The sequence below is a fragment of the Microvirga massiliensis genome, from assembly GCF_001006805.1.
Lineage (GTDB): Bacteria > Pseudomonadota > Alphaproteobacteria > Rhizobiales > Beijerinckiaceae > Microvirga > Microvirga massiliensis.
The window spans coordinates 147,386-169,042 of the sequence record NZ_LN811365.1; the positions used below are offsets into that span (position 1 = coordinate 147,386).

The 21,657-nt window shown below is 63.8% G+C and carries 23 protein-coding genes; 14 read left to right on the plus strand and 9 right to left on the minus strand.

From position 1 onward, the window contains the following. Positions 1 to 18: 18 nt before the first annotated feature. Positions 19 to 747 (plus strand): cytochrome c biogenesis CcdA family protein, encoded by a 729-nt coding sequence (locus BN1233_RS35435; RefSeq protein WP_046868354.1) that lies wholly within the window; start codon positions 19 to 21, stop codon positions 745 to 747. Between the two features lie 122 nt (positions 748 to 869). Here the strand turns inward: BN1233_RS35435 and BN1233_RS35440 are convergent, their stop codons facing one another. From BN1233_RS35440 to BN1233_RS35465, 6 genes are all read right to left on the minus strand, one after another. Then, complete coding sequence (locus tag BN1233_RS35440) at positions 870 to 1,997, minus strand: branched-chain amino acid ABC transporter substrate-binding protein (RefSeq protein ID WP_187144454.1); 1,128 nt, start codon at positions 1,995 to 1,997, stop codon at positions 870 to 872. Between the two features lie 113 nt (positions 1,998 to 2,110). Then, positions 2,111 to 2,476, minus strand: a complete 366-nt coding sequence (locus tag BN1233_RS35445; protein ID WP_046868355.1) for a DUF6867 family protein — start codon at positions 2,474 to 2,476, stop codon at positions 2,111 to 2,113. Next, complete coding sequence (locus tag BN1233_RS35450; RefSeq protein ID WP_046868356.1) at positions 2,476 to 3,249, minus strand: ABC transporter ATP-binding protein; 774 nt, start codon at positions 3,247 to 3,249, stop codon at positions 2,476 to 2,478. The genes BN1233_RS35445 and BN1233_RS35450 overlap by 1 nt, the downstream gene beginning before the upstream one ends. Positions 3,250 to 3,424: 175 nt before the next feature. Further along, complete coding sequence (locus tag BN1233_RS35455) at positions 3,425 to 4,267, minus strand: ABC transporter ATP-binding protein (protein WP_046868357.1); 843 nt, start codon at positions 4,265 to 4,267, stop codon at positions 3,425 to 3,427. After that, the gene (gene livM, locus BN1233_RS35460; protein ID WP_046868358.1) at positions 4,267 to 5,667 is read right to left on the minus strand and encodes a high-affinity branched-chain amino acid ABC transporter permease LivM; all 1,401 of its coding nucleotides are present in this window, start codon (positions 5,665 to 5,667) and stop codon (positions 4,267 to 4,269) included. Before livM ends, BN1233_RS35455 begins: the two co-directional genes overlap by 1 nt. Positions 5,668 to 5,679: 12 nt before the next feature. Then, entirely contained in the window at positions 5,680 to 6,600 is a 921-nt protein-coding gene (locus BN1233_RS35465) for an ABC transporter permease subunit (RefSeq protein ID WP_046868359.1), read from the minus strand. 219 nt (positions 6,601 to 6,819) lie between these two features. Between BN1233_RS35465 and BN1233_RS35470 the strand changes: the two genes are divergently transcribed. The 11 genes from BN1233_RS35470 to BN1233_RS35520 all read left to right on the plus strand — a co-directional run bounded on the left by BN1233_RS35470 (position 6,820) and on the right by BN1233_RS35520 (position 17,055). Continuing rightward, positions 6,820 to 7,341, plus strand: a complete 522-nt coding sequence (locus BN1233_RS35470; protein WP_046868360.1) for a flavin reductase family protein — start codon at positions 6,820 to 6,822, stop codon at positions 7,339 to 7,341. A gap of 199 nt (positions 7,342 to 7,540) precedes the next feature. After that, positions 7,541 to 8,002: an SRPBCC family protein gene (locus BN1233_RS35475; RefSeq protein ID WP_046868361.1), complete on the plus strand. Its 462-nt coding sequence runs from the start codon at positions 7,541 to 7,543 to the stop codon at positions 8,000 to 8,002. A 174-nt stretch (positions 8,003 to 8,176) separates the two neighbouring features. Beyond that, a complete protein-coding gene (locus BN1233_RS35480) occupies positions 8,177 to 8,671 on the plus strand; it encodes a (2Fe-2S)-binding protein (RefSeq protein WP_046868362.1) in 495 nt (164 codons plus the stop codon). Between the two features lie 76 nt (positions 8,672 to 8,747). Further along, positions 8,748 to 11,111: a xanthine dehydrogenase family protein molybdopterin-binding subunit gene (locus BN1233_RS35485; RefSeq protein ID WP_046868363.1), complete on the plus strand. Its 2,364-nt coding sequence runs from the start codon at positions 8,748 to 8,750 to the stop codon at positions 11,109 to 11,111. A 100-nt stretch (positions 11,112 to 11,211) separates the two neighbouring features. Continuing rightward, positions 11,212 to 12,015, plus strand: a complete 804-nt coding sequence (locus BN1233_RS35490; RefSeq protein ID WP_046868364.1) for an FAD binding domain-containing protein — start codon at positions 11,212 to 11,214, stop codon at positions 12,013 to 12,015. A gap of 148 nt (positions 12,016 to 12,163) precedes the next feature. Continuing rightward, positions 12,164 to 13,108 carry an AAA family ATPase gene (locus BN1233_RS35495; RefSeq protein ID WP_187144455.1) on the plus strand — a complete coding sequence of 315 codons (945 nt, stop codon included), beginning with the start codon at positions 12,164 to 12,166 and terminating at the stop codon, positions 13,106 to 13,108. Beyond that, positions 13,108 to 14,316, plus strand: coding sequence for a vWA domain-containing protein (locus BN1233_RS35500; RefSeq protein WP_046868365.1), 1,209 nt, complete (start codon positions 13,108 to 13,110; stop codon positions 14,314 to 14,316). The genes BN1233_RS35495 and BN1233_RS35500 overlap by 1 nt, the downstream gene beginning before the upstream one ends. A gap of 80 nt (positions 14,317 to 14,396) precedes the next feature. Further along, positions 14,397 to 14,720 (plus strand): XdhC family protein, encoded by a 324-nt coding sequence (locus BN1233_RS35505; protein ID WP_046868366.1) that lies wholly within the window; start codon positions 14,397 to 14,399, stop codon positions 14,718 to 14,720. A 39-nt stretch (positions 14,721 to 14,759) separates the two neighbouring features. Continuing rightward, positions 14,760 to 15,452 (plus strand): XdhC family protein, encoded by a 693-nt coding sequence (locus tag BN1233_RS35510; protein WP_046868367.1) that lies wholly within the window; start codon positions 14,760 to 14,762, stop codon positions 15,450 to 15,452. Continuing rightward, positions 15,449 to 16,465 (plus strand): molybdopterin-binding protein, encoded by a 1,017-nt coding sequence (locus BN1233_RS35515; RefSeq protein ID WP_046868368.1) that lies wholly within the window; start codon positions 15,449 to 15,451, stop codon positions 16,463 to 16,465. Before BN1233_RS35510 ends, BN1233_RS35515 begins: the two co-directional genes overlap by 4 nt. After that, the gene (locus tag BN1233_RS35520) at positions 16,462 to 17,055 is read left to right on the plus strand and encodes a nucleotidyltransferase family protein (protein ID WP_046868369.1); all 594 of its coding nucleotides are present in this window, start codon (positions 16,462 to 16,464) and stop codon (positions 17,053 to 17,055) included. The genes BN1233_RS35515 and BN1233_RS35520 overlap by 4 nt, the downstream gene beginning before the upstream one ends. Positions 17,056 to 17,247: 192 nt before the next feature. On the opposite strand, the gene BN1233_RS35525 is transcribed toward BN1233_RS35520, so the two are convergent. The 3 genes from BN1233_RS35525 to groES all read right to left on the minus strand — a co-directional run bounded on the left by BN1233_RS35525 (position 17,248) and on the right by groES (position 20,316). Continuing rightward, complete coding sequence (locus tag BN1233_RS35525) at positions 17,248 to 18,099, minus strand: methionyl-tRNA formyltransferase (RefSeq protein WP_046868370.1); 852 nt, start codon at positions 18,097 to 18,099, stop codon at positions 17,248 to 17,250. A 227-nt stretch (positions 18,100 to 18,326) separates the two neighbouring features. After that, the gene (gene groL / locus BN1233_RS35530; protein WP_046868371.1) at positions 18,327 to 19,955 is read right to left on the minus strand and encodes a chaperonin GroEL; all 1,629 of its coding nucleotides are present in this window, start codon (positions 19,953 to 19,955) and stop codon (positions 18,327 to 18,329) included. A 46-nt stretch (positions 19,956 to 20,001) separates the two neighbouring features. Continuing rightward, a complete protein-coding gene (groES, locus tag BN1233_RS35535) occupies positions 20,002 to 20,316 on the minus strand; it encodes a co-chaperone GroES (protein WP_046868372.1) in 315 nt (104 codons plus the stop codon). A gap of 299 nt (positions 20,317 to 20,615) precedes the next feature. On the opposite strand from groES, the gene BN1233_RS35540 reads away from it, so the two are divergent. Next, positions 20,616 to 20,885: an usg protein gene (locus BN1233_RS35540; RefSeq protein WP_046868373.1), complete on the plus strand. Its 270-nt coding sequence runs from the start codon at positions 20,616 to 20,618 to the stop codon at positions 20,883 to 20,885. A 198-nt stretch (positions 20,886 to 21,083) separates the two neighbouring features. Continuing rightward, positions 21,084 to 21,644, plus strand: coding sequence for an exopolysaccharide biosynthesis protein (locus BN1233_RS35545; RefSeq protein ID WP_046868374.1), 561 nt, complete (start codon positions 21,084 to 21,086; stop codon positions 21,642 to 21,644). The last annotated feature ends 13 nt before the right edge of the window (positions 21,645 to 21,657 follow it).

A 21,657-nucleotide genomic window follows, 5' to 3' on the forward strand; every position in this document is an offset into this window, starting at 1 on the left:
TCGGACTTATGAGAGGGGATGCTCGACGTATCTCTCCCTGCAGCGGCGCTCGGTGGTTTGATCAGCTTTCTGAGCCCCTGCGTATTGCCTCTCGTCCCGCCCTATCTCTCCTTTCTCGCTGGAACGACCGTTGCCGAGTTGCATGAGGGTGGCGACCGGCAGGTGCGGCAGCGGGCGGTAAGGGCCGCGCTCCTCTTCGTTGCGGGCTTCACGACCGTGTTCGTCATCCTCGGTGCGACCGCCTCGGTGATCGGACAGGTCATCCGGCAGCATCTGATGCTCCTGAGCACGGCTGCCGGGGTCGCCATCATCATCATGGGCCTGCATTTTCTGGGCGTCTTCCGGATCGGCATGCTCTATCGAGAGGCACGCCTGCAGGTCGGGCGTCCGGCGGGGGCCTGGGGAGCCTATGTGATGGGGCTCGCCTTCGCGTTCGGGTGGACGCCCTGTATCGGGCCGATCCTCGCGGCCATCCTCGCTGTTGCCGGATCCGAGACGAGCGTCGGCCGTGGAGCGCTGCTCCTCGGGGTCTATTCGGCGGGGCTCGGAATCCCGTTCGTGCTCGCCGCCTTCGCGATGCGCCCGCTTGCTGCTCTGATGTCCGGGATGCGAGCACGGTTCGCCCTCATCGAACGGACGATGGGAGTGCTGCTGGTTGTGACCGGATTCGGCTTCCTCGCCGGCTGGATCACCGATGCCAGCTTCTGGCTGCTCGAGACGTTCCCGGCGCTCGCTCGCCTCGGATAGCTACTGCTGCGCATCGTGGCCCGGCGAGGCGCCGGCACTGCCGCCGATCCGGCTTCGTTCGGACGACAAAAAAACCCGCCCCGGAAGGGGCGGGCTCTTCGCGATGGTTCGAGGCAAAGCCGTCAGTCGGCGACCTCGTTTCCTGCGTAATCGATCTTGCCGTCGGGACCCTTCTTCCACGTATACATGACGTAGTCCGGACGCGTGATATCGCCCTTCTTGTCGAAGGAGAGTTCGCCGAGCACGGTCTTGTAGGGCTTACCTTCCCGAATGATCTCCGACATCTTCTTCGGGTTCACGCCCCCCGCCTGCTTCGCCGCATCGACGAGGATCTGCACCGCAGCGTAGCTGTAGAGGGTGTAGGCTTCCGGCTCGTAGTTCTTGGCCTTGAACTTCGCCACGGCGTCCTTGGCGGCCGGGTTCTTTCGCGGATCGGGCGCGAAGGTCATGAGCGTTCCGTCGGCACCGGGACCGGCGATCGAGACGAACTCTGCCGAGACGATGCCGTCACCGGACATGAGCGGCGCTTGCAGGCCCTGGTCGCGCATCTGGCGAATGATCAGACCGGCTTCCGTGTGGAGTCCGCCGAAATAGACGACGTCGACATTCGCCTGCTTCAGCTTGGACACGAGCGCCGAATAGTCTTTCTCACCCGGATTGATGCCCTCGTACAGCACCTCCTTCAGACCCTTCGCGTTCATCGCCTTCTGGGTCTCGTCGGCCAAGCCCTTCCCATAGGGTGTCTTGTCGTGGATCACCGCGACCTTCTTGCCCTTGAATTTGTTCGCGAGATAGGCGCCCGCAACTGCGCCCTGCTGGTCGTCGCGACCGCAGGTGCGGAAGGTGTTCCACAGGCCACGGTCGGTGAACCGGGGGTTCGTGGAGGCCGGGGAGATCTGGATCATGCCCGCCTCTTCGTAGACCTCCGAAGCGGGGATCGAGACACCAGAGTTGAAGTGGCCAACCACCATCTTCACGCCCTCGGCCGCGAACTTGTTCGCGACGGAAACGCCCTGCTTCGGATCCGAGACGTCGTCGCCGATCACCAATTCCAGCTTCTGGCCATTGATGCCACCGGCGGCATTGATGTCCTCCACGGCCTGTTCGGCGCCGTTCTTCATTTGCGCTCCGAAAGCGGCATTCGGTCCGGTGATCGGGCCCGCGACGCCGATCTTGATCTGCGCCTGAGCCATGCTCGAGAACGCAAGGCCGAGACCGAGCGCGACGCCGGTCAACAGCATTTTCTTCATTAGGCTACTCCTCTGGTGGTTCTTGAGGCCCGAAAGGGCTGGTTCGGCGGTCGTGGCCGCCGTCCGAGCGTCATCATGCCGCATTCTGCGCATAAGTCACGCCGGATTCAGAATTATCGAGACGCACTCTCGGCGCCTTTGGCTCGCCAGCTGAAGAGGCCGGTTCGTTCGTAAAGCCAGCGATACTGTGTCGTCATCTGCCGCGCGCGCGTGTACCGGTATCCGAGAGATCCGATCAGCAGCACCACGATCGCATCGATCACATAATAATGGAGCGAGAGGAGAGTGCCGTCGAAGAGGGCGAAGTGGATGAAGCGCACTGCCGCAGCGAGAATCAGGAGATACGCGATGAGAACGCCATAGGGTCGCCATGTCACCGCCATGGCCCGGCCGGTCATCCAAGCCGCCCAGCCACCCATCGTCACGGTGACGAGGAGGAAGAGCCAGATCGACGGCTCTTCGTAGAGTATGCCCTGCATTAGTGCCGCCCTCCTTCGAGGTAGGCTGCCCGTACCTGCGGATTGCTCAGCAGCTCTTGTCCGGTTCCGGACAACGTGATCGTCCCGGTCACCATCACGTAGCCGCGATGCGCAAGCTTCAAGGCATGATAGGCATTCTGCTCGACGAGGAACACCGTCATCCCGTCACGCTTGTTCAATTCTCGGATCACGTCGAAGATCTGTTTCACGACGAGGGGCGCGAGTCCGAGGGAGGGCTCGTCGAGAAGGAGGAGCCGGGGACGGCTCATCAGCGCGCGAGCGATCGCGAGCATCTGCTGCTCACCGCCGGAGAGGGTGCCTCCGCGCTGATGGAGCCTCTCCTTCAGACGCGGAAAGATCGTGCAGACCCGTTCGAGATCCTCGTCGAAATGCGCCGCATTGTTGATCGAGGCACCCATCTGGAGATTTTCGAAGACGCTCATGCGCGGGAAGATGCGCCGCCCTTCGGGAGATTGCGCGATCGACATGCGCGCAATTTCATGGGTGGGGACACGTGTGATGTCGCGTCCCGCAAATGTGATCGTTCCCTCGCGCGCGCGGGGGTTGCCGAAGATCGTCATCATCAATGTCGACTTGCCGGCGCCGTTGGCGCCGATGATCGTCACGATCTCCCCTTCGTAGATGTCGAGATCAACGCCTTTCAGGGCAACGATATTACCGTAATAGGTCTTGACCCCGCGGATCGTAAGCAGCGGCGGGCGTGCCGTCCGGCTGGCTTGGTCGGCCAGAACATTGGTGTCGGCGACGCTCATGGATGTACCCGTACATAACGTGGCGTTTCCCTCCCCACTCGGACGCTCCCACAAGGGGCGAGGTGATGTGCGAGCGGCCGCCTCTTCACCTCTCCCTCGAGGGAAGAGGTCGACGCCCGAAGGGCGGCGGGTGAGGGTGGCAGCGCTGCGGAACGAGCGATTGGCGCACCCGTGCTCATGCACCGACCTCCGCCTCGACTTCGGAAACTTCGTCGTCCTCGACACCGAGATAGGCGGCGATGACGCGGGCGTCGTCCTTCACCTCGGTCGGCGTGCCATCAGAGATCTTCGTGCCGTAATCGAGGACGACCACATGGTCCGAGATCCCCATCACAACCGACATGTCGTGCTCGATCAGGAGGACCGACGTATTGTCGTCTTTGCGGATCGACAGCAGCAACTCGTTCAATTGATGACTCTCGCGCGGATTGAGGCCCGCTGCCGGCTCGTCGAGGCACAGGAGCGTCGGTTCGGTGCACATCGCCCGGGCGATCTCGAGCCGGCGCTGATCACCATAGGGCAGATCGCCGGCAGGATCGTCGGCTCGGCCGATGAGATTAATCCTTTCGAGCCACGCCATGGCTCGCTCGATCGCCCGGCGCTCGGCCGTACGGTATCCGCCCACGCCGAGAATGCCGAGCACGGTGAAACCCGACGCGAGCATCAGCGGGTTGTGCTGCGCGACGAGGAGGTTCTCGAGTACGGTCATCCCCGAGAACAAGCGAATGTTCTGGAATGTCCGGGCGACCTTCGCGCGCCAGTTGATGCTGTGACCTGGCAGGCGCTCGAGGAAGAACTGATCGCCCGATGCGGTTCGCAGTGAGAGCATGCCTTCCGTCGGCTTATAGAAGCCGGTGATGCAATTGAACACCGTCGTCTTGCCGGCGCCGTTCGGTCCGATGAGCGCCGTGATGTCGCCGCGGCCGACCCGGAACGAAAGATCGTTGACAGCGACCAAGCCACCGAAGCGCATGGTGAGGTGTTGGACATCCAGCACCGGATCGTTGTCCCAGCGCATCAACCGTGTCCCTCCTTCACGAGGGATCCGGAAATCGCCTTGCGCTCCTTCAGCACGACAGAAGGCTGGCGGTTGGCTACGAGGCCTCGTGGCCGCCACACCATCATGGCGACCATGCCGAGACCGAAGAGCAGCAACCGGTATTCGTTGGGATCGAAGCCTGCACCGAAGACCGCCTTCAGGAAGTCCAAATTGCGCAGGATCTCGGGTCCGCCGACGAGGACCACCGCACCGATCGCAACGCCGATCTGCGAACCCATTCCCCCGAGGACGACGATCGCGAGAATGATCGCGGATTCGAGGAAGTTGAAGCTCTCCGGTGACACGAAGCCCTGACGTACCGAGAAGAACGCGCCGGCAAAGCCGCCGAACATCGCGCCCATGGCAAATGCGGTCAGCTTCGTGTTCGTCGTGTTGATGCCAAGCGAGCGGCAGGCGATCTCGTCTTCGCGAAGTGCCTCCCAGGCCCGTCCGACGGGGAGCCGACGCAGCCGCATCGTCACGAAATTCGTGATGAGGGCGAGCGCGAGGATCAGGTAGTACAGGAAGATGATGCGGTGCATCGCATCGAATGTCAGCCCGAATGTCGCCGCGAAGCCGTTATCGCTCGAGTTGAAGGGAATCCCGAAGAAGCTGACGCGCGGGATCGACGAGATGCCGGCACCACCATTGGTCAGAGCGACCCAATTGATCAGCACGAGCCGGACGATCTCGCCGAAGGCGAGCGTCACGATGGCGAGATAGTCGCCACGCAGACGCAGGACCGGAAATCCCAACAGGACGCCCCAGAAGGCAGCAAGCGTTCCCGCCAGCGGCAGGCAGATCCAGAAGGAGAGGCCAAACGTGGTCGACAGCAGCGCATACGAATAGGCGCCGACTGCATAGAAGGCCACATATCCGAGGTCGAGAAGGCCAGCGAGGCCGACCACGATGTTCAGGCCCCAGCCGAGCATCACATAGGTGAGGATCAGGATGCCGAGATCCACCCAGTAGCGTGACTCGCTCAGGCCGCCCTGGACGAAATAGACGATCACGGGAAAGGTGAGCGCAATACCCAGGAAGATCGGCACGCCGGCAGTCGAGAGAAACCGGCCGAGGCTGCTGGCGACCCGCGATGGTCCGGAGGCGCCCCTCGCTTCTCGGGTCGCGTGGAAAGCCTCTATGGCCAGACGGCCTGCGAAAGCGATGGCGCAAAACAGGGCGACGAGGCCCCAGCGCGGCGTCAGAAAGAGATCGGCGCCGCTCTGGTCCGTCCGATAAGCGATGATCGGAAACGAGAGCCCGAGGGTCAGGAGAGCTGTCAGCGCGGCATGCTTGACGGCTGCTGCGAGATCGAAGGTGGGCCGCACCACGGCGGTGGCCGACGCCGCGATGGTCGTTGAGGTGGTCGATGCCGTCATGGCTTGCTCGTCCTAGACCTTCTCGACTTCCGGTCGACCCAAGATGCCCGAGGGCATGAAGATCAGGACGATCGCAAGGATCGAGAACGCAGCGACATCCTTGTATTCGATGGAGAAATAGGCCGACCAGAGCGTCTCGATCAGTCCGATGATGAGACCGCCCAGCACGGCGCCAGGCAGGGATCCGATGCCGCCGAGCACGGCGGCCGTGAAGGCCTTGATCCCAGGAACGAACCCGTCCGCGAAGCTCACGACCCCGTAATAGAGGAGATACATCGTGCCTGCGACTGCTGCGAGTGCGGCGCCGATTACGAAAGTCAGCGAGATCGTGCGGTCCACGTCTATTCCCAAGAGGGCCGCCATCCTCCGGTCCTGCTCGCAGGCGCGTTGCGCTCGCCCGAGAGAGGTGTTCTGGACGATGTACCAGAAGATTCCGAGAAGCAGCGCGGTCGCGAACATGATCACGATCTGCTTGTAGGAGAGCGCCACGGCATAACCGCTCGCACCTTCCCAGAGCACGATGACGTCCTGGACCATCGGGGGAGTCGGCTTGTTGCGAGCGCCCTGGGCGACCTGGACGAAGTTGGCGAGAAAGATCGAGACGCCGATGGCCGAGATCAGGGGCGCCAGCCGGAAAGAGCCCCGCAAGGGCCGGTAGGCGAGCCGCTCCAACGTCCAGCCCCACAGGGAGGTGAAGGCCATCGAGACCAGGAGAACGATCAGGAGCGCCAGCGCAACGGACCCTATCCCGAGCAGGGTGGTGAGGATAAGGAAAGTGATCAGAGCGATGAAGGCGCTCAGCATGAACACGTCGCCGTGAGCGAAGTTCACCATGCCGATGATGCCGTAGACCATCGTGTATCCGATGGCGATCAGCCCATAGATTGAGCCGAGGGTCAGCCCATTGATGAGCTGTTGAACAAAAACTTCCATATCCGCCCTAAGCCCCCTCTGGAGGGGAATTATGATTGTGGTCCGACCTCAGCCTCCTTGTAACATCGAGGCCAAAGGGTCGAAAGGTGGCGGGTTCTAGCAAAAGGACTAAGGAACCACAACGACCCTGCCGGCGGCCCATGGGCTTCCCTTCGGCGCGGGTAGCACTTATCTCGGGCCCGTCTGCGCCGTGTCCGGAATGCGCAGCGCGAGATCTTGATGCCTGAGAGACCCACCACGACCCCGCCGGACCTGCGCGGGGCGCTTGATCCCCATCTGTTCCGCGAAGGCATGAGCCGGGTGGCCGGAGCCGTGCACATCGTAGCAACCGATGGGCAGGCCGGTCGGGCAGGCTTCACCGCGACTGCGGTGGCGCCAGTGACGGATCAGCCCGCCTCTCTCCTCGTCTGCATCAATGCGGCCGGGCGCTCGGCGCGATCCGTGCAGGCAAATCACGCCTTCAGCGTCAACACACTTTCGGCCGGGGATCAGGCCATCGCAGACATCTTTGCCGGGCGCGCCGGGCTGGAGGGGCGAGATCGTTTTTCGGTGGGCTCCTGGGACACCCTCGAAACCGGGTGTCCTGTCCTCACTACCGGCCTCGTCGCCTTCGATTGCCGCCTGATGGATTCCCGCCTCGTCGCGACGCATTTCGTGATCATCGGCGAGATCGTCGCCATTCGACTCGGGCAGGCGGCGCCGGCGCTGGTCTACAGCAATCGCTCCTACCACGCTCTTTAGAGAAAGCGCTTCGGCACCGAAAGACCCGTGGCTCCAGGCTGGCTGTCGGGGCATGGCCGAATCGGAAGCCCGACGAATCGCCTGGCGAGTCGGCTCCGCGTCTCTGGCTCGCGCTTCCCTCCGTCAGCCGACTGGCACTTTGGTGCCGGGCCGTTAGAGTGATGCCCTCTCACGAAGGGCAGCAGAACGGAGATTCGACATGGCCATGACGATGCAAGGCGAGGTAACGCTGCCGGCGGAACGGGCGCGGGTCTGGGCTGCGCTGAACGATCCCGAAGTCCTGAAAGCCTGCATCCCGGGCTGCCAGGAACTCGAGAAGGTGAGCGACACTGAGTTCGCCGCAGTCGCGAAGCTGGCGGTGGGACCTGTCAAGGCGACCTTCAAGGGCAATGTCATACTCTCCGACATAGACGCGCCGAACGGCTACACGATTACCGGCGAAGGGCAGGGGGGTGTGGCCGGATTCGCGAAAGGTGGCGCGAAGGTGCGCCTCGCCGAGGCGGAGGGCGGAACGCAGTTGAGTTACGATGTCGAGGCGCAGGTTGGCGGCAAGATCGCGCAACTGGGCGGGCGCCTCATCAACGGCGTCGCGAAAAAGTATGCCGACCAGTTCTTCGGCAATTTTGCCAAGCTCCTCGCTCCGGCCGAAAATGCCGCCTGAATCCGCGCTTTCGGCGGTCAATTCGCGAGATGACGGTCCTTGACCGCCAATTCAGGCCGGTTCACATTCCTTTTCGACGCGTTGAGCCCGCGTGCTCCGTCTCACGAATGACATGCCCGTCCCGGGCTCCGGCAATAAGGTCGGCATTCAGGCTGACCAGGAGGAGGAGAACTCATGACCACCGTTTCGATGACGGTGAACGGTCAACCCGTCACCGCTGATATCGAACCGCGCACTCTTCTCGTCACGTTCCTGCGCGAGAATCTTCGCCTCACGGGCACCCATGTCGGCTGCGACACGAGCCAATGCGGCGCCTGCGTCGTCCATCTCGACGGCGAGGCCGTGAAATCCTGCACGGTCCTCGCGGTTCAGGCGCAAGGGAGTTCGGTCACGACCATCGAAGGGCTCGCCACGGACGGAGAACTGCATCCCATGCAGGCAGCGTTCCGCGAGAACCATGGCCTGCAGTGTGGTTTCTGCACGCCCGGCATGATCATGTCGGCCGTCGACATCGTCAGGCGCAAGGGCAAGGACCTCGACGAGGCGACTATCCGCGCCGAGCTCGAAGGCAATCTTTGCAGATGCACGGGCTACCACAACATCGTGAAGTCGATTGCCGCCGGGGCTCAGGCCATGGCGCAGGCGCCGCTTCAGCAGGCAGCCGAATGATCGGACCCGCGCCCCAGGCGCGGGTTCTTGCATTTCGAGGACAACGCCCGCGAGAGGCAGCCCAGGAGGACTTCGCATGACCGAGGCAGGGATTGGCGCACCGGTGCGCCGGAAAGAGGACCATCGCTTCATCACCGGTCAGGGGCGCTACGTCGATGACCTAAACAGGTCGGGTCAGGCTTATGCCTATTTCGTTCGATCACCCCACGCGCATGCGCGGATTGCCGGGATCGACACGTCCGCAGCACGGACCATGCCGGGCGTGCTCGGGATCTTCACGGGTGACGATCTGGCCGCGGACAAGGTGGGCGGCCTGATCTGCGGTTGGATGATTCACTCGAAAGACGGGTCGCCCATGAAGGCAGGGCCGCACCCGGCGCTCGCGCAGGGCAAAGTGCGGTATGTCGGTGACCACGTGGCGGTCGTTGTAGCGGAGACCCTGGCGCAGGCGAGGGATGCGGCCGAAGCGATCGTCGTCGATTACGATCCGCTGCCCGCCGTCGTGGATCCCGCGACGGCCCAGAAGGCGGAGGCGCAGGTCCACGAAGCCGCGCCCGACAACACCGTCTTTCGCTGGCACCTGGGTGACAAGTCGGCCGTCGATCAGGCCTTCGAGCAGGCCAAGCACGTCACGAAGCTCGATCTCGTCAACAACAGGCTCGTGCCGAACGCGATCGAGCCTCGCGCCGCAATCGGTGAATACGATGCAGGCACGGACAGCTATACGCTGTATACGACGAGCCAGAACCCGCATGTCGCGCGACTCGTGCTGTCCGCCTTCATCGGGATTGCGCCCGAGCACAAGCTCCGCGTCGTCGCGCCGGACGTGGGCGGGGGCTTCGGCTCCAAGATCTTCATCTATGCGGAGGAGACGGTCTGCGTCTGGGCCGCGAAGAAGGTGAAGCGTCCCGTGAAATGGACCGCAGACCGGACCGAGGCTTTCCTCTCCGACGCGCATGGCCGCGATCACGTCACTCATGCCGAGCTCGCGCTGGACGAGAGCGGCAAATGCATCGGGTTGAGGGTTTCGACAATCGCCAATCTGGGCGCTTATCTTTCGACCTTCTCGTCGTCCGTTCCGACTTATCTCTATGCGCCGCTGCTCTCCGGCCAATACGACATTCCGGCAATCTACTGCGAGGTCGATGCCGTCTACACGAACACGGCGCCCGTCGATGCCTATCGCGGCGCGGGCCGGCCGGAAGCGACCTTCGTGCTCGAGCGGATCATGGAGAAAGCAGCCCGCGAGCTGCAGATGGATCCCGCCAAGTTCCGGAAGCGCAACTACATCACCCGGTTCCCGCATCAGACGCCGGTGATCATGGCTTACGACATCGGCGACTATCAGGCGTCCCTGAACAAGGCGCTCGAGATTGCTGATTACAAGAACCTCGGGAAGCGCAAACGGGAGAGCGCGCGCAACGGTAAGCTCCGTGGCATCGGGTTCTCGAGCTATATCGAGGCCTGCGGGATCGCGCCGTCACAGGCAGTAGGGGCCCTCGGCGCGGGCGTGGGCCTCTGGGAATCCGCCGAAGTGCGCGTGAATCCGACCGGATCTGTGGAGGTGCTCACCGGCTCGCACAGCCATGGCCAGGGTCATGAGACGACCTTCGCGCAGCTCGTGTCCGATCGGCTCGGGATCTCGATCGATCAGGTCACGATCGTCCATGGCGACACCGACAAGGTGCAGTTCGGGATGGGCACATACGGCTCCCGGTCCGGCGCCGTGGGGATGTCCGCGATCGCCAAGGCAATCGACAAGGTGATCGCAAAGGGCAAGAAGGTTGCCGCATACGTGCTCGAAGCCGGCGAGGGCGATATCGAGTTCCGGGATGGGCGGTTCTCCGTAGCAGGGACCGATCGCTCGCTGGCGTTCGGGGAGGTCGCGCTGCAGGCCTATATCGCGCACAAATTCGCCGGACAGGATCTTGAGCCCGGCCTCAAGGAGGGCGCCTTCTACGATCCGACGAACTTCACCTTCCCGGCGGGCGTCCACATCTGCGAAGTGGAGGTCGATCCGGAGACCGGAGTGTCGACGATCGATCGCTGGGTTGCCGTCGACGATTTCGGGGTCGTCATCAACCCCATGATCGTCGAGGGCCAGGTGCATGGCGGAATCGCCCAGGGTATCGGCCAGGCACTCCTCGAAGGCGCCGTCTACGACGGGTCCGGTCAGCTCGTGACGGCGAGCTATATGGACTATTGCATGCCGCGCGCGGTCGATCTTCCTTCCTTCGAGGTTGGCATGACCGTGACACCATGCCCGTCCAACCCGCTCGGCATAAAGGGCTGCGGTGAGGCCGGTGCGATCGCTGCGCCGCCGGCCGTGATCAATGCGATCACCGACGCCCTCGGACATGAGGACCTCCAGATGCCGGCCACTCCGCAGAACGTCTGGCGCGCCGCCCAGAAGGCCACGTTGCCCATGGCAGCCGAGTAACCATTCCCTGTCGGGCGGCGATGATCCGCCCGACCCTTGATTCCATGACGATGTGGCTCTGGAGCTTCGACCCGGTCCGGAGCCGGAAGGGAACCGCAGAATGTACGCCTTCGAATACCATCGCCCGACGAGCTTGCGGCAAGCGGCGTCGCTTCTGACGAAATCCGAGGACGCGAAGATCATCGCAGGAGGGCACACGCTGCTTCCGACCATGAAGCAGCGTCTTGCCGCGCCCGGGAGCCTCATCGATCTCTCGCAAATCCCTGAACTGAAGGGGATCGAGCGTGCGGCGCGCTCGATCACGATCGGGGCAATGACGCGCCACGCGGACGTCGCGAATTCCGCGGACGTGCGAGAGGCGATCCCGGCGCTCGCGGAGATGGCCGAAATGATCGGCGATCCGCATGTCCGTCATCGCGGAACGGTCGGAGGTTCCATAGCCAACAATGATCCGGCGGCGGATTATCCTGCGGCCTGTCTCGCGCTCGGCGCGACGATCATCACCAATCAGCGCAAGATTCCCGCAGACGAGTTCTTCACCGGGATCTTTTCCACGGCGCTCGAGGAAGGGGAAATCATCACGAAAGTGGTTTTCCCGATTCCGTCGAAAGCAGCCTATGCCAAGTTCCGGAATCCGGCCTCCCGTTACGCGCTGGTGGGCGTGTTCGTGGCCAAGCGGGCAGGGGAGATCAGGGTCGCGGTCACCGGAGCTGGCTCCGATGGCGTCTTCCGGGTTCCGGCCATGGAGGAGGCGCTTGCCAAGCGCTTCTCGCCGAAGTCGCTCGAGGGGATCACGGTTCCGCCTGACGGCCTGAACAGCGATATCCATGCAGACGCGACCTATCGCGCCCACCTCATCGGCGTGATGGCCCGGCGGGCCGTTCAGGCCGCGGCGAACCGCTGATCGGGTAGAGGATCCGCACGGGACCTGCGGGCTCGCGCGGCTCGCAGCCCGAAGATGCTCATGGTCGGGCGAACGCGAGCCCCGGGGTCCGCGTTATGCTGCAACCGCCTTGCAGTATGGTGGCCAGGGCTGACAGTCACCAGATTGCATGCGTTTGTACGCCGACCGCGAGGCCGTTTTGAAACCTCTCCCGCTCTCCATCGACGAGACGCTCACGTTGCTCGGCGGCGCCGATTATGTCGCCGACCGGGCCCTCGCCACCGTCCTGTTTCTCGCGCTCAAGCTGAAACGGCCGCTCTTCCTCGAGGGTGAGGCCGGCGTCGGCAAGACAGAGATCGCCAAGGTTCTCGCGAGGTCGCTCGGACGAGAGCTGATCCGCCTGCAATGCTACGAAGGGCTCGACGTAGCGGGGGCGGTCTACGAGTGGAACTATGCCGGCCAGATGATGGCGATCCGCCTCGCCGAAGCGGGTGGAGGCGTCGACCGGAACGCTCTCGAAGCGGATCTCTTCTCCGAGCGCTACCTCGTGCGCCGGCCGCTCCTGCGCTCGCTGGAGCCGGCGCCGGAAGGTCCTCCGGTCCTGCTGATCGACGAGCTGGACCGCACCGACGAAGCCTTCGAGGCCTTTCTCCTCGAGGTGCTCTCCGATTTTCAGGTCACGATTCCGGAGCTCGGCACCGTCCGGGCGGAGCATCCTCCGATCGTCGTCATCACCTCGAACCGGACCCGTGAAATTCACGACGCGCTGAAGCGCCGCTGCCTCTACCACTGGGTCGATTTTCCGGATGCGTCGCGCGAGCTCAAGATCCTCAAGACTCGCGTTCCCGATGCTTCGGCCCGTCTCTCCCGGGAGATCGTCGGCTTCGTTCAGGCGCTCCGCCGGGAGGAACTCTTCAAGGTCCCGGGCGTCGCCGAGACGCTCGATTGGGCCTCGGCCCTCGTCGAGCTCGACGCGGTTGCCCTCGACCCGGCCCTCGTTTCCGACACGCTCGGCGTTCTCCTGAAATACCAGGACGACATCCAGAGGATGCAGGGGACACGGGCCAAGGAGATGCTGGACCGGGTCCGGAGCGAGTTGCGGGCTGCAGAGTGATGACCGGGCACGAGTCCACTGGCACCGGCCGCCTTGCAGACAATATCGCCTATTTCGCCCGCACCTTGCGGGCGGCCGGACTGCCGGTCGGGCCCGGCGCCGTGCTCGATGCCATCGAGGCCGTGGAGGCAGCCGGGATCGGAACGCGCGAGGATTTCTACTGGACTCTCCATGCTGTGTTCGTGAAGCGCCGCGAGCACCATTCCGTGTTCGATCAGGCGTTCCGCATCTTCTGGCGCCGGCGGGCCCTGATCGAGAAGCTGATCGCCCAGATGTCGCCGGTCGCTCCCGGAGACATGAAGAACGATCCTGCTCCGAAACCGGGCGCTACCCGGGTGACCGAAGCGTTCTCGCCACCCAAGGCCGAGACGGCGCCAGAACTCGAGCAGGAATTCACGGCGCGTCTCACCGTCTCGGATCGGGAGATTCTGAAACGCAAGGATTTCGCGCAGATGTCCGCCGCGGAAATCGCCAAGGCGAGGCGGCTCATTCAGGAACTGGTGCTGCCGGACGACACAGTCGCCACGCGCCGGTTCCGACCGGATCGCCGGGGTGCCCGGATCGATGTGCGGCGGACCTTGCGGCGCTCGCTCCGTACGGGCGGGGCCACCATCGACCTCGCCTTTCGCGCTCCGGCCACACGGCACCCGCCCATTGTGGCGCTGGTCGATGTCTCCGGTTCGATGGCGGATTACTCCCGGCTGTTCCTGCACTTCCTCCATGCCGTGGCGGAAACCCGCCGGGTCCATTCCTTCGTCTTTGCAACCCGGCTGACGAACATCACCCGGGACCTGGCTGCTCGCGATCCGGACGAAGCCCTTGCTCGGGCCTCGGCACGCGTCCAGGACTGGGAAGGCGGAACACGGATCGCGGAAGCCCTGCACGCGTTCAACAGGCTCTGGTCACGCCGTGTGCTCGGGCAGGGCGCGATCGTGCTCCTCTTTACGGACGGCCTCGAGCGCCATGTTGGACCTGCCCTGACATTCGAGATGGATCGCCTCAAGCGCTCGTGCCGACGCCTGATCTGGCTGAACCCGCTCCTGCGCTACGATGCTTTCGAAGCCCGGGCTTCGGGAATTCGGGCGATGCTGCCGCATGTCCACGACTTCCGTCCGATCCACAATCTTGCGGCCATGGAGGATCTCTGCAGCGTCCTGACGGGCGAGGGGCGCATCTTCGATCCTCGCCGCTTTAACCGGGCGGCGTGACGGGCGAGACGGCCCGACCTTGCCAGGGCGCAGCAGCGGACTACGGTACCGGGTAGGCGCCATGACAATGGAAGACGACCATGCTCAGCACGGAAACCGACATCCTGCGAGAGGCTGAAGCCTGGAGGAGGGCCGGGAAGGGAGTGGCGCTGGCCACGGTCGTCGAGACCTGGGGCTCCGCTCCGAGGCCGGTCGGCAGCCACCTCGTCATCGACGAGGAAGGCAACTTTCTGGGCTCCGTCTCCGGGGGCTGCGTCGAGGGCGCCGTCATCACGGAAGCGGCGGACGTCATCCAGGATGGGAAGCCGAGAACTCTGGAGTTCGGGGTCGCGGACGAGACGGCCTGGAGAGTCGGCCTTTCCTGCGGCGGCCGCATCAGGGTTTATGTCGAGCGCGTCGACTGACGCGGAATTTCGAGGGAAGCTGCAGGCTCGGCCGACGTCATGGATCTCGCTTATCTTTCCGCACTCAACGCCGAGCGGGACGCTCGCCGGGCCGTCGTCCTCGTAACGGATATCGTCTCGGGCCGGCAGCGGCTCGTCCGCGAGGCAGAGGTCGATGACGATCCGATCGCCGACATTCTCCATGACCATCTCCGCCGCGGCCGCAGCGGCATGGTTCAGGTCGGTTCGGACGATCTGTTTCTGACCGTCCAGGTGCCGCCGGTTCGGGTCGTGGTGATCGGGGCCGTCCACATCAGCCAGGCGCTTGCCCCGATAGCGCGCGGCCTCGAGCTCGATGTCACGATCATCGACCCGCGCACGGCCTTTGCGACACCCGAGCGCTTTCCAGATGTGCCGCTGCTCGCCGAGTGGCCCGACGCCGTGATCCCGCGCATCGGGCTTGACCGCTACACCGCGCTCGTCGCGCTCACCCATGATCCGAAGATCGACGATCCTGCGCTCATCGCGGCGCTTCGCGCCGAATGCTTCTATATCGGTGCGCTCGGATCACGAAAGACGCATGCCCGGCGCACGGAACGGCTGACTTCCGAGGGCTTTTCGGCAGAGGAGATCTCCCGGATTCACGCGCCGATCGGCCTCGATATTGGTGCAGTCTCGCCGGCCGAGATCGCGCTGTCGATCCTCGCCGAGATCGTCGCCACGTTGCGCCAGGACAGGAGACGGGGCTCATGAAGTTCGGACCAGTTCCGCCGATGGAGGCGGTCGGCGCGCTGGCGGCTCACTCCATTCGGACCGGAGACCTCGTCATCAGGAAAGGCCATCGCATTTCCGAGGACGACGCCGTGCGCCTCGCGCATGCAGGCTTCGACGCGGTCACCGTCGTGCAACTCGAGCCGGGCGATGTCGGCGAGGACGAGGCCGCAGACAGGCTCGCGGAAGCGTTCGCGGGCGACAATGTCGAGATCGAGTCTCCCTTCACGGGGCGCTCCAATCTCTTCGCGAGCCTCGCTGGAATTCTGCAGATCCGTCGTGAAACCGTCGATGCCGTCAACCGCATTGACGAGGCCATTACCGTCGCGACATTGCCGGAATTCCGTCCGGTTGTCGCCGGGGAGATGATCGGTACGATCAAGATCATTCCTTATGCCGTTCCCGAGGTCTTGCTCGACGAGGCGATCCGGTGCGCAGGTAACGGCGCGATCAGCGTCATGCCCTACCGGGTCAAGCGGGTCGGCGTCATCTCGACCCTGACCCCATCGCTGAAGGCGAGCGTCGTCGACAAGACGGTCCGCGTGCTGCAGCAGCGACTGGACCCGGCAGGCGCCACCATTTCAGCGGAGACCCGCGTCCGGCACGACGTTTCGGAGCTACGCGATGCCCTCTCGAGTCCCGCGATGCACGATGCCGAATTGATCGTGGTTTTCGGAGCCTCTGCGATCGCGGACCGGCGGGACGTGATTCCGCAGGCCATCGAAGCGGCCGGAGGTCAGGTTGAGCATTTCGGAATGCCGGTTGATCCCGGCAACCTGCTTCTCATCGGTTCACGTGGAAGCGTTCCGGTCATCGGAGCGCCCGGTTGCGCACGCTCGCCGAAAGAGAATGGTTTCGACTGGATGCTGCAGCGGATGCTTGCCGGTCTTCCGGTCAGGCGAGAGGATATCACCGGCCTCGGCGTGGGCGGGCTGCTCATGGAAATCATCTCGCGTCCGCAACCGCGCGCCGGAGGCGAGAGCAAGCCTGAATGAAAGTGGCGGCGATCATCCTTGCCGCGGGTCGTGGGAGCCGGTTCGGTCAGGAACCGAAACTGCTTGCATCTCTGGCAGGCAAGCCGCTGATACGGCACGTTGCCGAAGCCGCACTGGCATCGCAGGCAAGGCCGGTGATCCTCGTGAGCGGTCATCGCGCCGATGAGGTGGAACGCGCAACTGCCGACCTCGGCATGATTGTGGTCCGGAATTCGAATTTCGCGGAGGGCATGTCCACGTCCCTGAAGCGCGGCGTCGCGGCCTTGCCGAGCGAAGTATCGGCGGCTGTCGTTCTGCTCGGCGACATGCCGCTGGTCAGCAGCACATTGATCGACCGGATCATCGCAGAATGGATCGCGCACGCATGCCCGGTTGCTCTCGTGCCGGTCGCAGGGGGCCGGCGCGCCAACCCGGTCGTTCTCTCTCGCGCGCTTGCGCCTGACATCGAGATTCTGGCCGGCGACACCGGAGCCGCCCCGCTCTTGCGAAACCGCGCGGGAGTCGTCGAGTGGCCATTGGATGATGAGAGCGTGTTGAGAGATATCGATACGAAGGAGAGCTTGGAGAAGATGGGGCACATCAAAGATTGATTGCGTCTTCTCCGCCCTTGCGCGCCGCAGGCGTGGTGCACTGCCCGTTCCGCCGCGCTGCCGTCCTTGCGAGCCGCAGGCGAAGCAATCTACCCGTCGACGGATGCGCTCCTGGAGTACTTCACTCCGTTCGCAATGACGAGGGGGCGTGAGGACGCGAAGTGCAAAGAGTGCCGCCTCAAGACCAGCCCGTCACACTTGTCTGCGCCGCGATTCAGCCGGTGATGAATTCCAGTCCGTAAATTGGACGAAGCCGCCGCGCGCAGCGATCGTGAGGTGTCGGCGGTGTCGATGAGCAACGGTACCCGGGGCGTAGGCATGCCGTTCGTTCCAGCCCGATGCCGCCGAGACATAGAGCAGTTTCCCGCCGACGGCAGCGAGCGCCTCGATCGATCCGAAGGCCCGCACGGTGCGCAGAATATCGGCTGGCGCGTCATTCCAATCGATCGTCCGCTCCCGATCCGAAATGCGCCTCCAATAGGAGCCTTCTCCCTGCGGGCGCGCATTTTTCCAGAGCCGCGGCAGGTCTGCGGCGAGCACGGCGGCGAGCCGGCGCGATGCCATCTGGCATCGCGCCAGCAGGGTGTCGTGGGTCTCGGCCGGATTCAGCGGGAACAGTTCCTGGGCGAGAAGGGCCCCGGTATCGAAGGACGGTTCGAGCCGGTGCACGCTCATGCCCCAGGTCGGCACATTGTCCAGAATGGCACGGAATAGCGGGTAGGGCCCGCGTCCCATCGGCAGCGGAGAGGGATGGAAGTTCACGGCGTAGGGCACGAACGGCTCCCACCCGGTGACGAGCCAGGGATAGCCGGCCACGACGAGCGCCTCGCATCGAAGCTCCTTCAGGTCCGCCAGCTCGGAAGAGTTGATACGCGATGAGCGGACCGAGACCCGCAGTTCCCGCGCCCGGGCGACAACCTCGTCGTTGAAGTCGTAGATCCCATCGCAGGGGCGCGTGAACAGGCGCACCGGCTGCCAGCCCTGGCGGATCAGTTCGTCGAAGACGCCCCCGAGGAAATCGATTCCGGCAAAAGCGAAGCGCATCCTGGAGGCTCCTGTGCGGTCCACGACCGCATCATCTCGCTCCCTCGACCGGCCTGTCCAGTTCAGGAGGCGATGTATCGCATTCGCCCCGGGTACCGGCTCCTGACTCGTCGGGAGGGCGATCGGTCCTGCGCAGGCAGGACAGCGTCGCAGGGCCCGCCATGCAGACGAAAGAATAGAAAAGGCGCGGATCCAGGATCCGCGCCTTCGGGAATCTTACGACTCGATCAGAAGTCCATGTCGCCGCCTGCCGGAGCCGCAGCGGCCGGCGTCTTCTTGGGGGCTTCGGCGACCATCGCCTCGGTCGTGATCAGGAGACTCGCCACCGAGGCGGCATCCTGAAGCGCCGTACGGACCACCTTGGCGGGATCGATGATCCCGAGGGTGTACATGTCGCCATATTCTCCGCTCTGCGCATTGAAGCCGAATGCGTAGTCGGACTTGTCGAGGATCTTGCCGACGATCACCGAACCGTCTTCGCCCGCATTGGACGCGATCTGGCGAGCCGGCATCTGCACCGCGCGCTGGACGATATCGATCCCGGTCTGCTGATCGGCATTCTCACCCTTCAGGGACTTCAAGACTTCGATGGCGCGCAGCAGGGCGACGCCCCCGCCGGGGAGGACGCCCTCCTCGACTGCCGCCTTGGTGGCATGCATGGCGTCGTCGACGCGGTCTTTCTTTTCCTTGACCTCGACTTCGGTGGCGCCGCCGACGCGGATCACCGCGACCCCGCCGGCGAGCTTGGCGAGCCGCTCCTGGAGCTTCTCGCGGTCGTAGTCCGAGGTCGTCTCCTCGATCTGCGCCTTGATCTGCTGCACCCGCGCCTCGATGTCGGCCTTCGAGCCCGCACCGTCAACGATCGTGGTGTTCTCCTTCTCGATCACCACTTTCTTCGCCCGGCCGAGCATGTCCAAAGTGACATTCTGCAGCTTGATCCCGAGGTCTTCCGAAATCGCGGTGCCGCCGGTCAGGATCGCGATGTCCTGAAGCATGGCCTTGCGGCGGTCGCCGAAGCCCGGCGCCTTGACGGCAGCGATCTTCAGACCGCCACGCAGCTTGTTGACCACCAGCGTCGCGAGCGCCTCGCCTTCGACATCCTCGGCGACGATCAGGAGCGGCTTGCCGCTTTGGACAACGGCCTCGAGAACTGGGAGGAGTTCTTGGAGCGAGGAGAGCTTCTTCTCGTGGATCAGGATGTAGGGATCCTCGAGCTCCACGCGCATCTTCTCGGCATTGGTGATGAAGTAGGGCGAGAGATAGCCGCGGTCGAACTGCATGCCCTCGACCACGTCGAGCTCGGTCGCGAGCGATTTCGCCTCCTCGACCGTGATCACACCTTCGTTGCCGACCTTCTGCATCGCCTCGGCAAGGAACTTGCCGATCTCCGTATCGCCGTTCGCCGAAATCGTGCCGACCTGGGCGATCTCGTCGTTCTTCGTGACCTTTCTTGCATTCTTCTTGAGGTCCGCAACGACGGCCTCGACCGCGAGATCGATGCCGCGCTTGAGGTCCATGGGGTTCATGCCGGCCGCGACCGCCTTGGCGCCCTCGCGCACGATCGCCTGGGCGAGCACCGTCGCGGTGGTGGTGCCGTCACCCGCGATGTCACTCGTCTTGCTCGCGACCTCGCGGACCATCTGGGCGCCCATGTTCTCGAACTTGTCGGCGAGCTCGATCTCTTTCGCGACCGTCACGCCGTCCTTGGTGATCCGCGGTGCCCCGAAGCTCTTCTCGATCACCACGTTGCGGCCCTTCGGCCCGAGCGTGACCTTCACGGCATCGGCGAGAATGTCCACACCACGCAGCATCTTGTCACGTGCTTCGAACGAAAACTTTACGTCTTTCGCAGCCATCTGTGTCACTCCTTCAGAGACATGACATTCCGGAGGAAGGCCCTGCTCAGGCAGCCTTCCGAGTGGTTTCGGCGTACTCGATCACGCCCATGATGTCGGCTTCTTTCATGATCAGGAGGTCTTCGCCGTCGATCTTGACCTCGGTGCCCGACCACTTGCCGAACAGGACGCGATCCCCGGCCTTGACGTCGAGCGGCTGAGCCTTGCCGGTCTCATCGCGTGCGCCAGGCCCGACCGCCACGATCTCACCCTCCTGGGGCTTCTCCTTCGCGGTGTCCGGGATGATGATCCCGCCCTTGGTCTTCTCCTCACTCTCGAGACGCCGAACCACGACACGGTCGTGCAAGGGACGAAACTTCATTTCGGTCCTCCAACAGTCCTTGACCAAATGTGAGACGAAGGGAGCCTGCTGAACGGCCCCGCTTCAAGGCGCGAGGTAAGTTGTCACTGGATGGCCTTCAAGAGGCCCGGACAAAAAATTTGGCACTCCCGCGACAGAGTGCTAGCCCGCTCGGGCGGGACTGTCAGCAGTCCTTTGTGGTTGCTGCTAACTGCTTGGAACCAAAGGACAATTTATGCATTTTGGCTTGAGTGTAGCGCTCGAACGAGTCACCATCCGAGGGTGGCTCGGGTCACGCTGTCGCGGAGGCAAGATCGCTCATGGTATCGAAGGAGTTCATTCGTCAGCTCGAGGGTTATGGGCTGACCACTGCCACGATCCTTTATCGCATGCCCGATCACCCTGGGCTCCTGCAGAGCTACATCTGGCAGGATTACGACCTTGCCCCACGGTTTCCGATCCTCCTGGACTTCCTGGAATTCTGGAAGAGAGAGTTGGAGGGTCCGCTCTACTCCGTCACAGTCGCCCATTCCCGGCTTATAAAGCCAACGGAGTACAAGGCCGTGGACGGCATCATAACCCTCCATTAGGCTGGGGCAGGGCGCGAGGCGCCTGAACAAACCGGGTTGCGGGGAGCTTCCAGGCTCGCTGGGGCCCTCTGACCTCGAACCGGGTTTAGCGTTCGACGAACTTGGCCCGGTTGTTCAACTCCGCTAGAGGGACGGGGACCCCTTCCAACCCAATCCGGCTCCTTGTCCCAAGTCCTCCGCACCTCCGAGATCCTGTCCGTGCTCGCGTCGGGGGACGGTGATCGCCTGACCGTTGGCGAGATCGTCTCGGTTCTCCGAGACCGGGCCTTTGCCCTCCTCGTCGTTCTTCTGGGGCTGCCGAACTGTCTCCCGATGCCGCCGCCCATTCCGCTGATCTGCGGGCTGTTGCTAGGCTTCGTGGCTCTCCAGATCATATCCGGGAGAGCAGCCCCATGGCTCCCCAAGGCCATTCTGAGCCGGTCCCTGGCCCGCAGTGATGTCGACCGCGCCCTCGCGCGGGCTCTGCCGCTCTTTCGTCGGCTGGAACGCTTTTCAAAGCCCCGCATGTCCTTGTTGGACAATATGTTCGCAATGCGCCTGATGGGCGTCGTTCTGCTGGTCCTAGCCCTGGCGCTCCTCTTCGCCCCTCCGCTGGTGGGTCAGATTCCCCTCGGGATTGCCGTCTGTCTCGTCGGGATCGGGCTGGTGGAGCGCGACGGGGTGGTCGTGCTAGGCGGATTGGCCGTTGGATCCCTCGGCGTCAGCCTCAGCCTGGGCTTCGTCTACGCCATCGTATCGGGGATCGATACGCTCCTGTAAATCTTGGACCAGC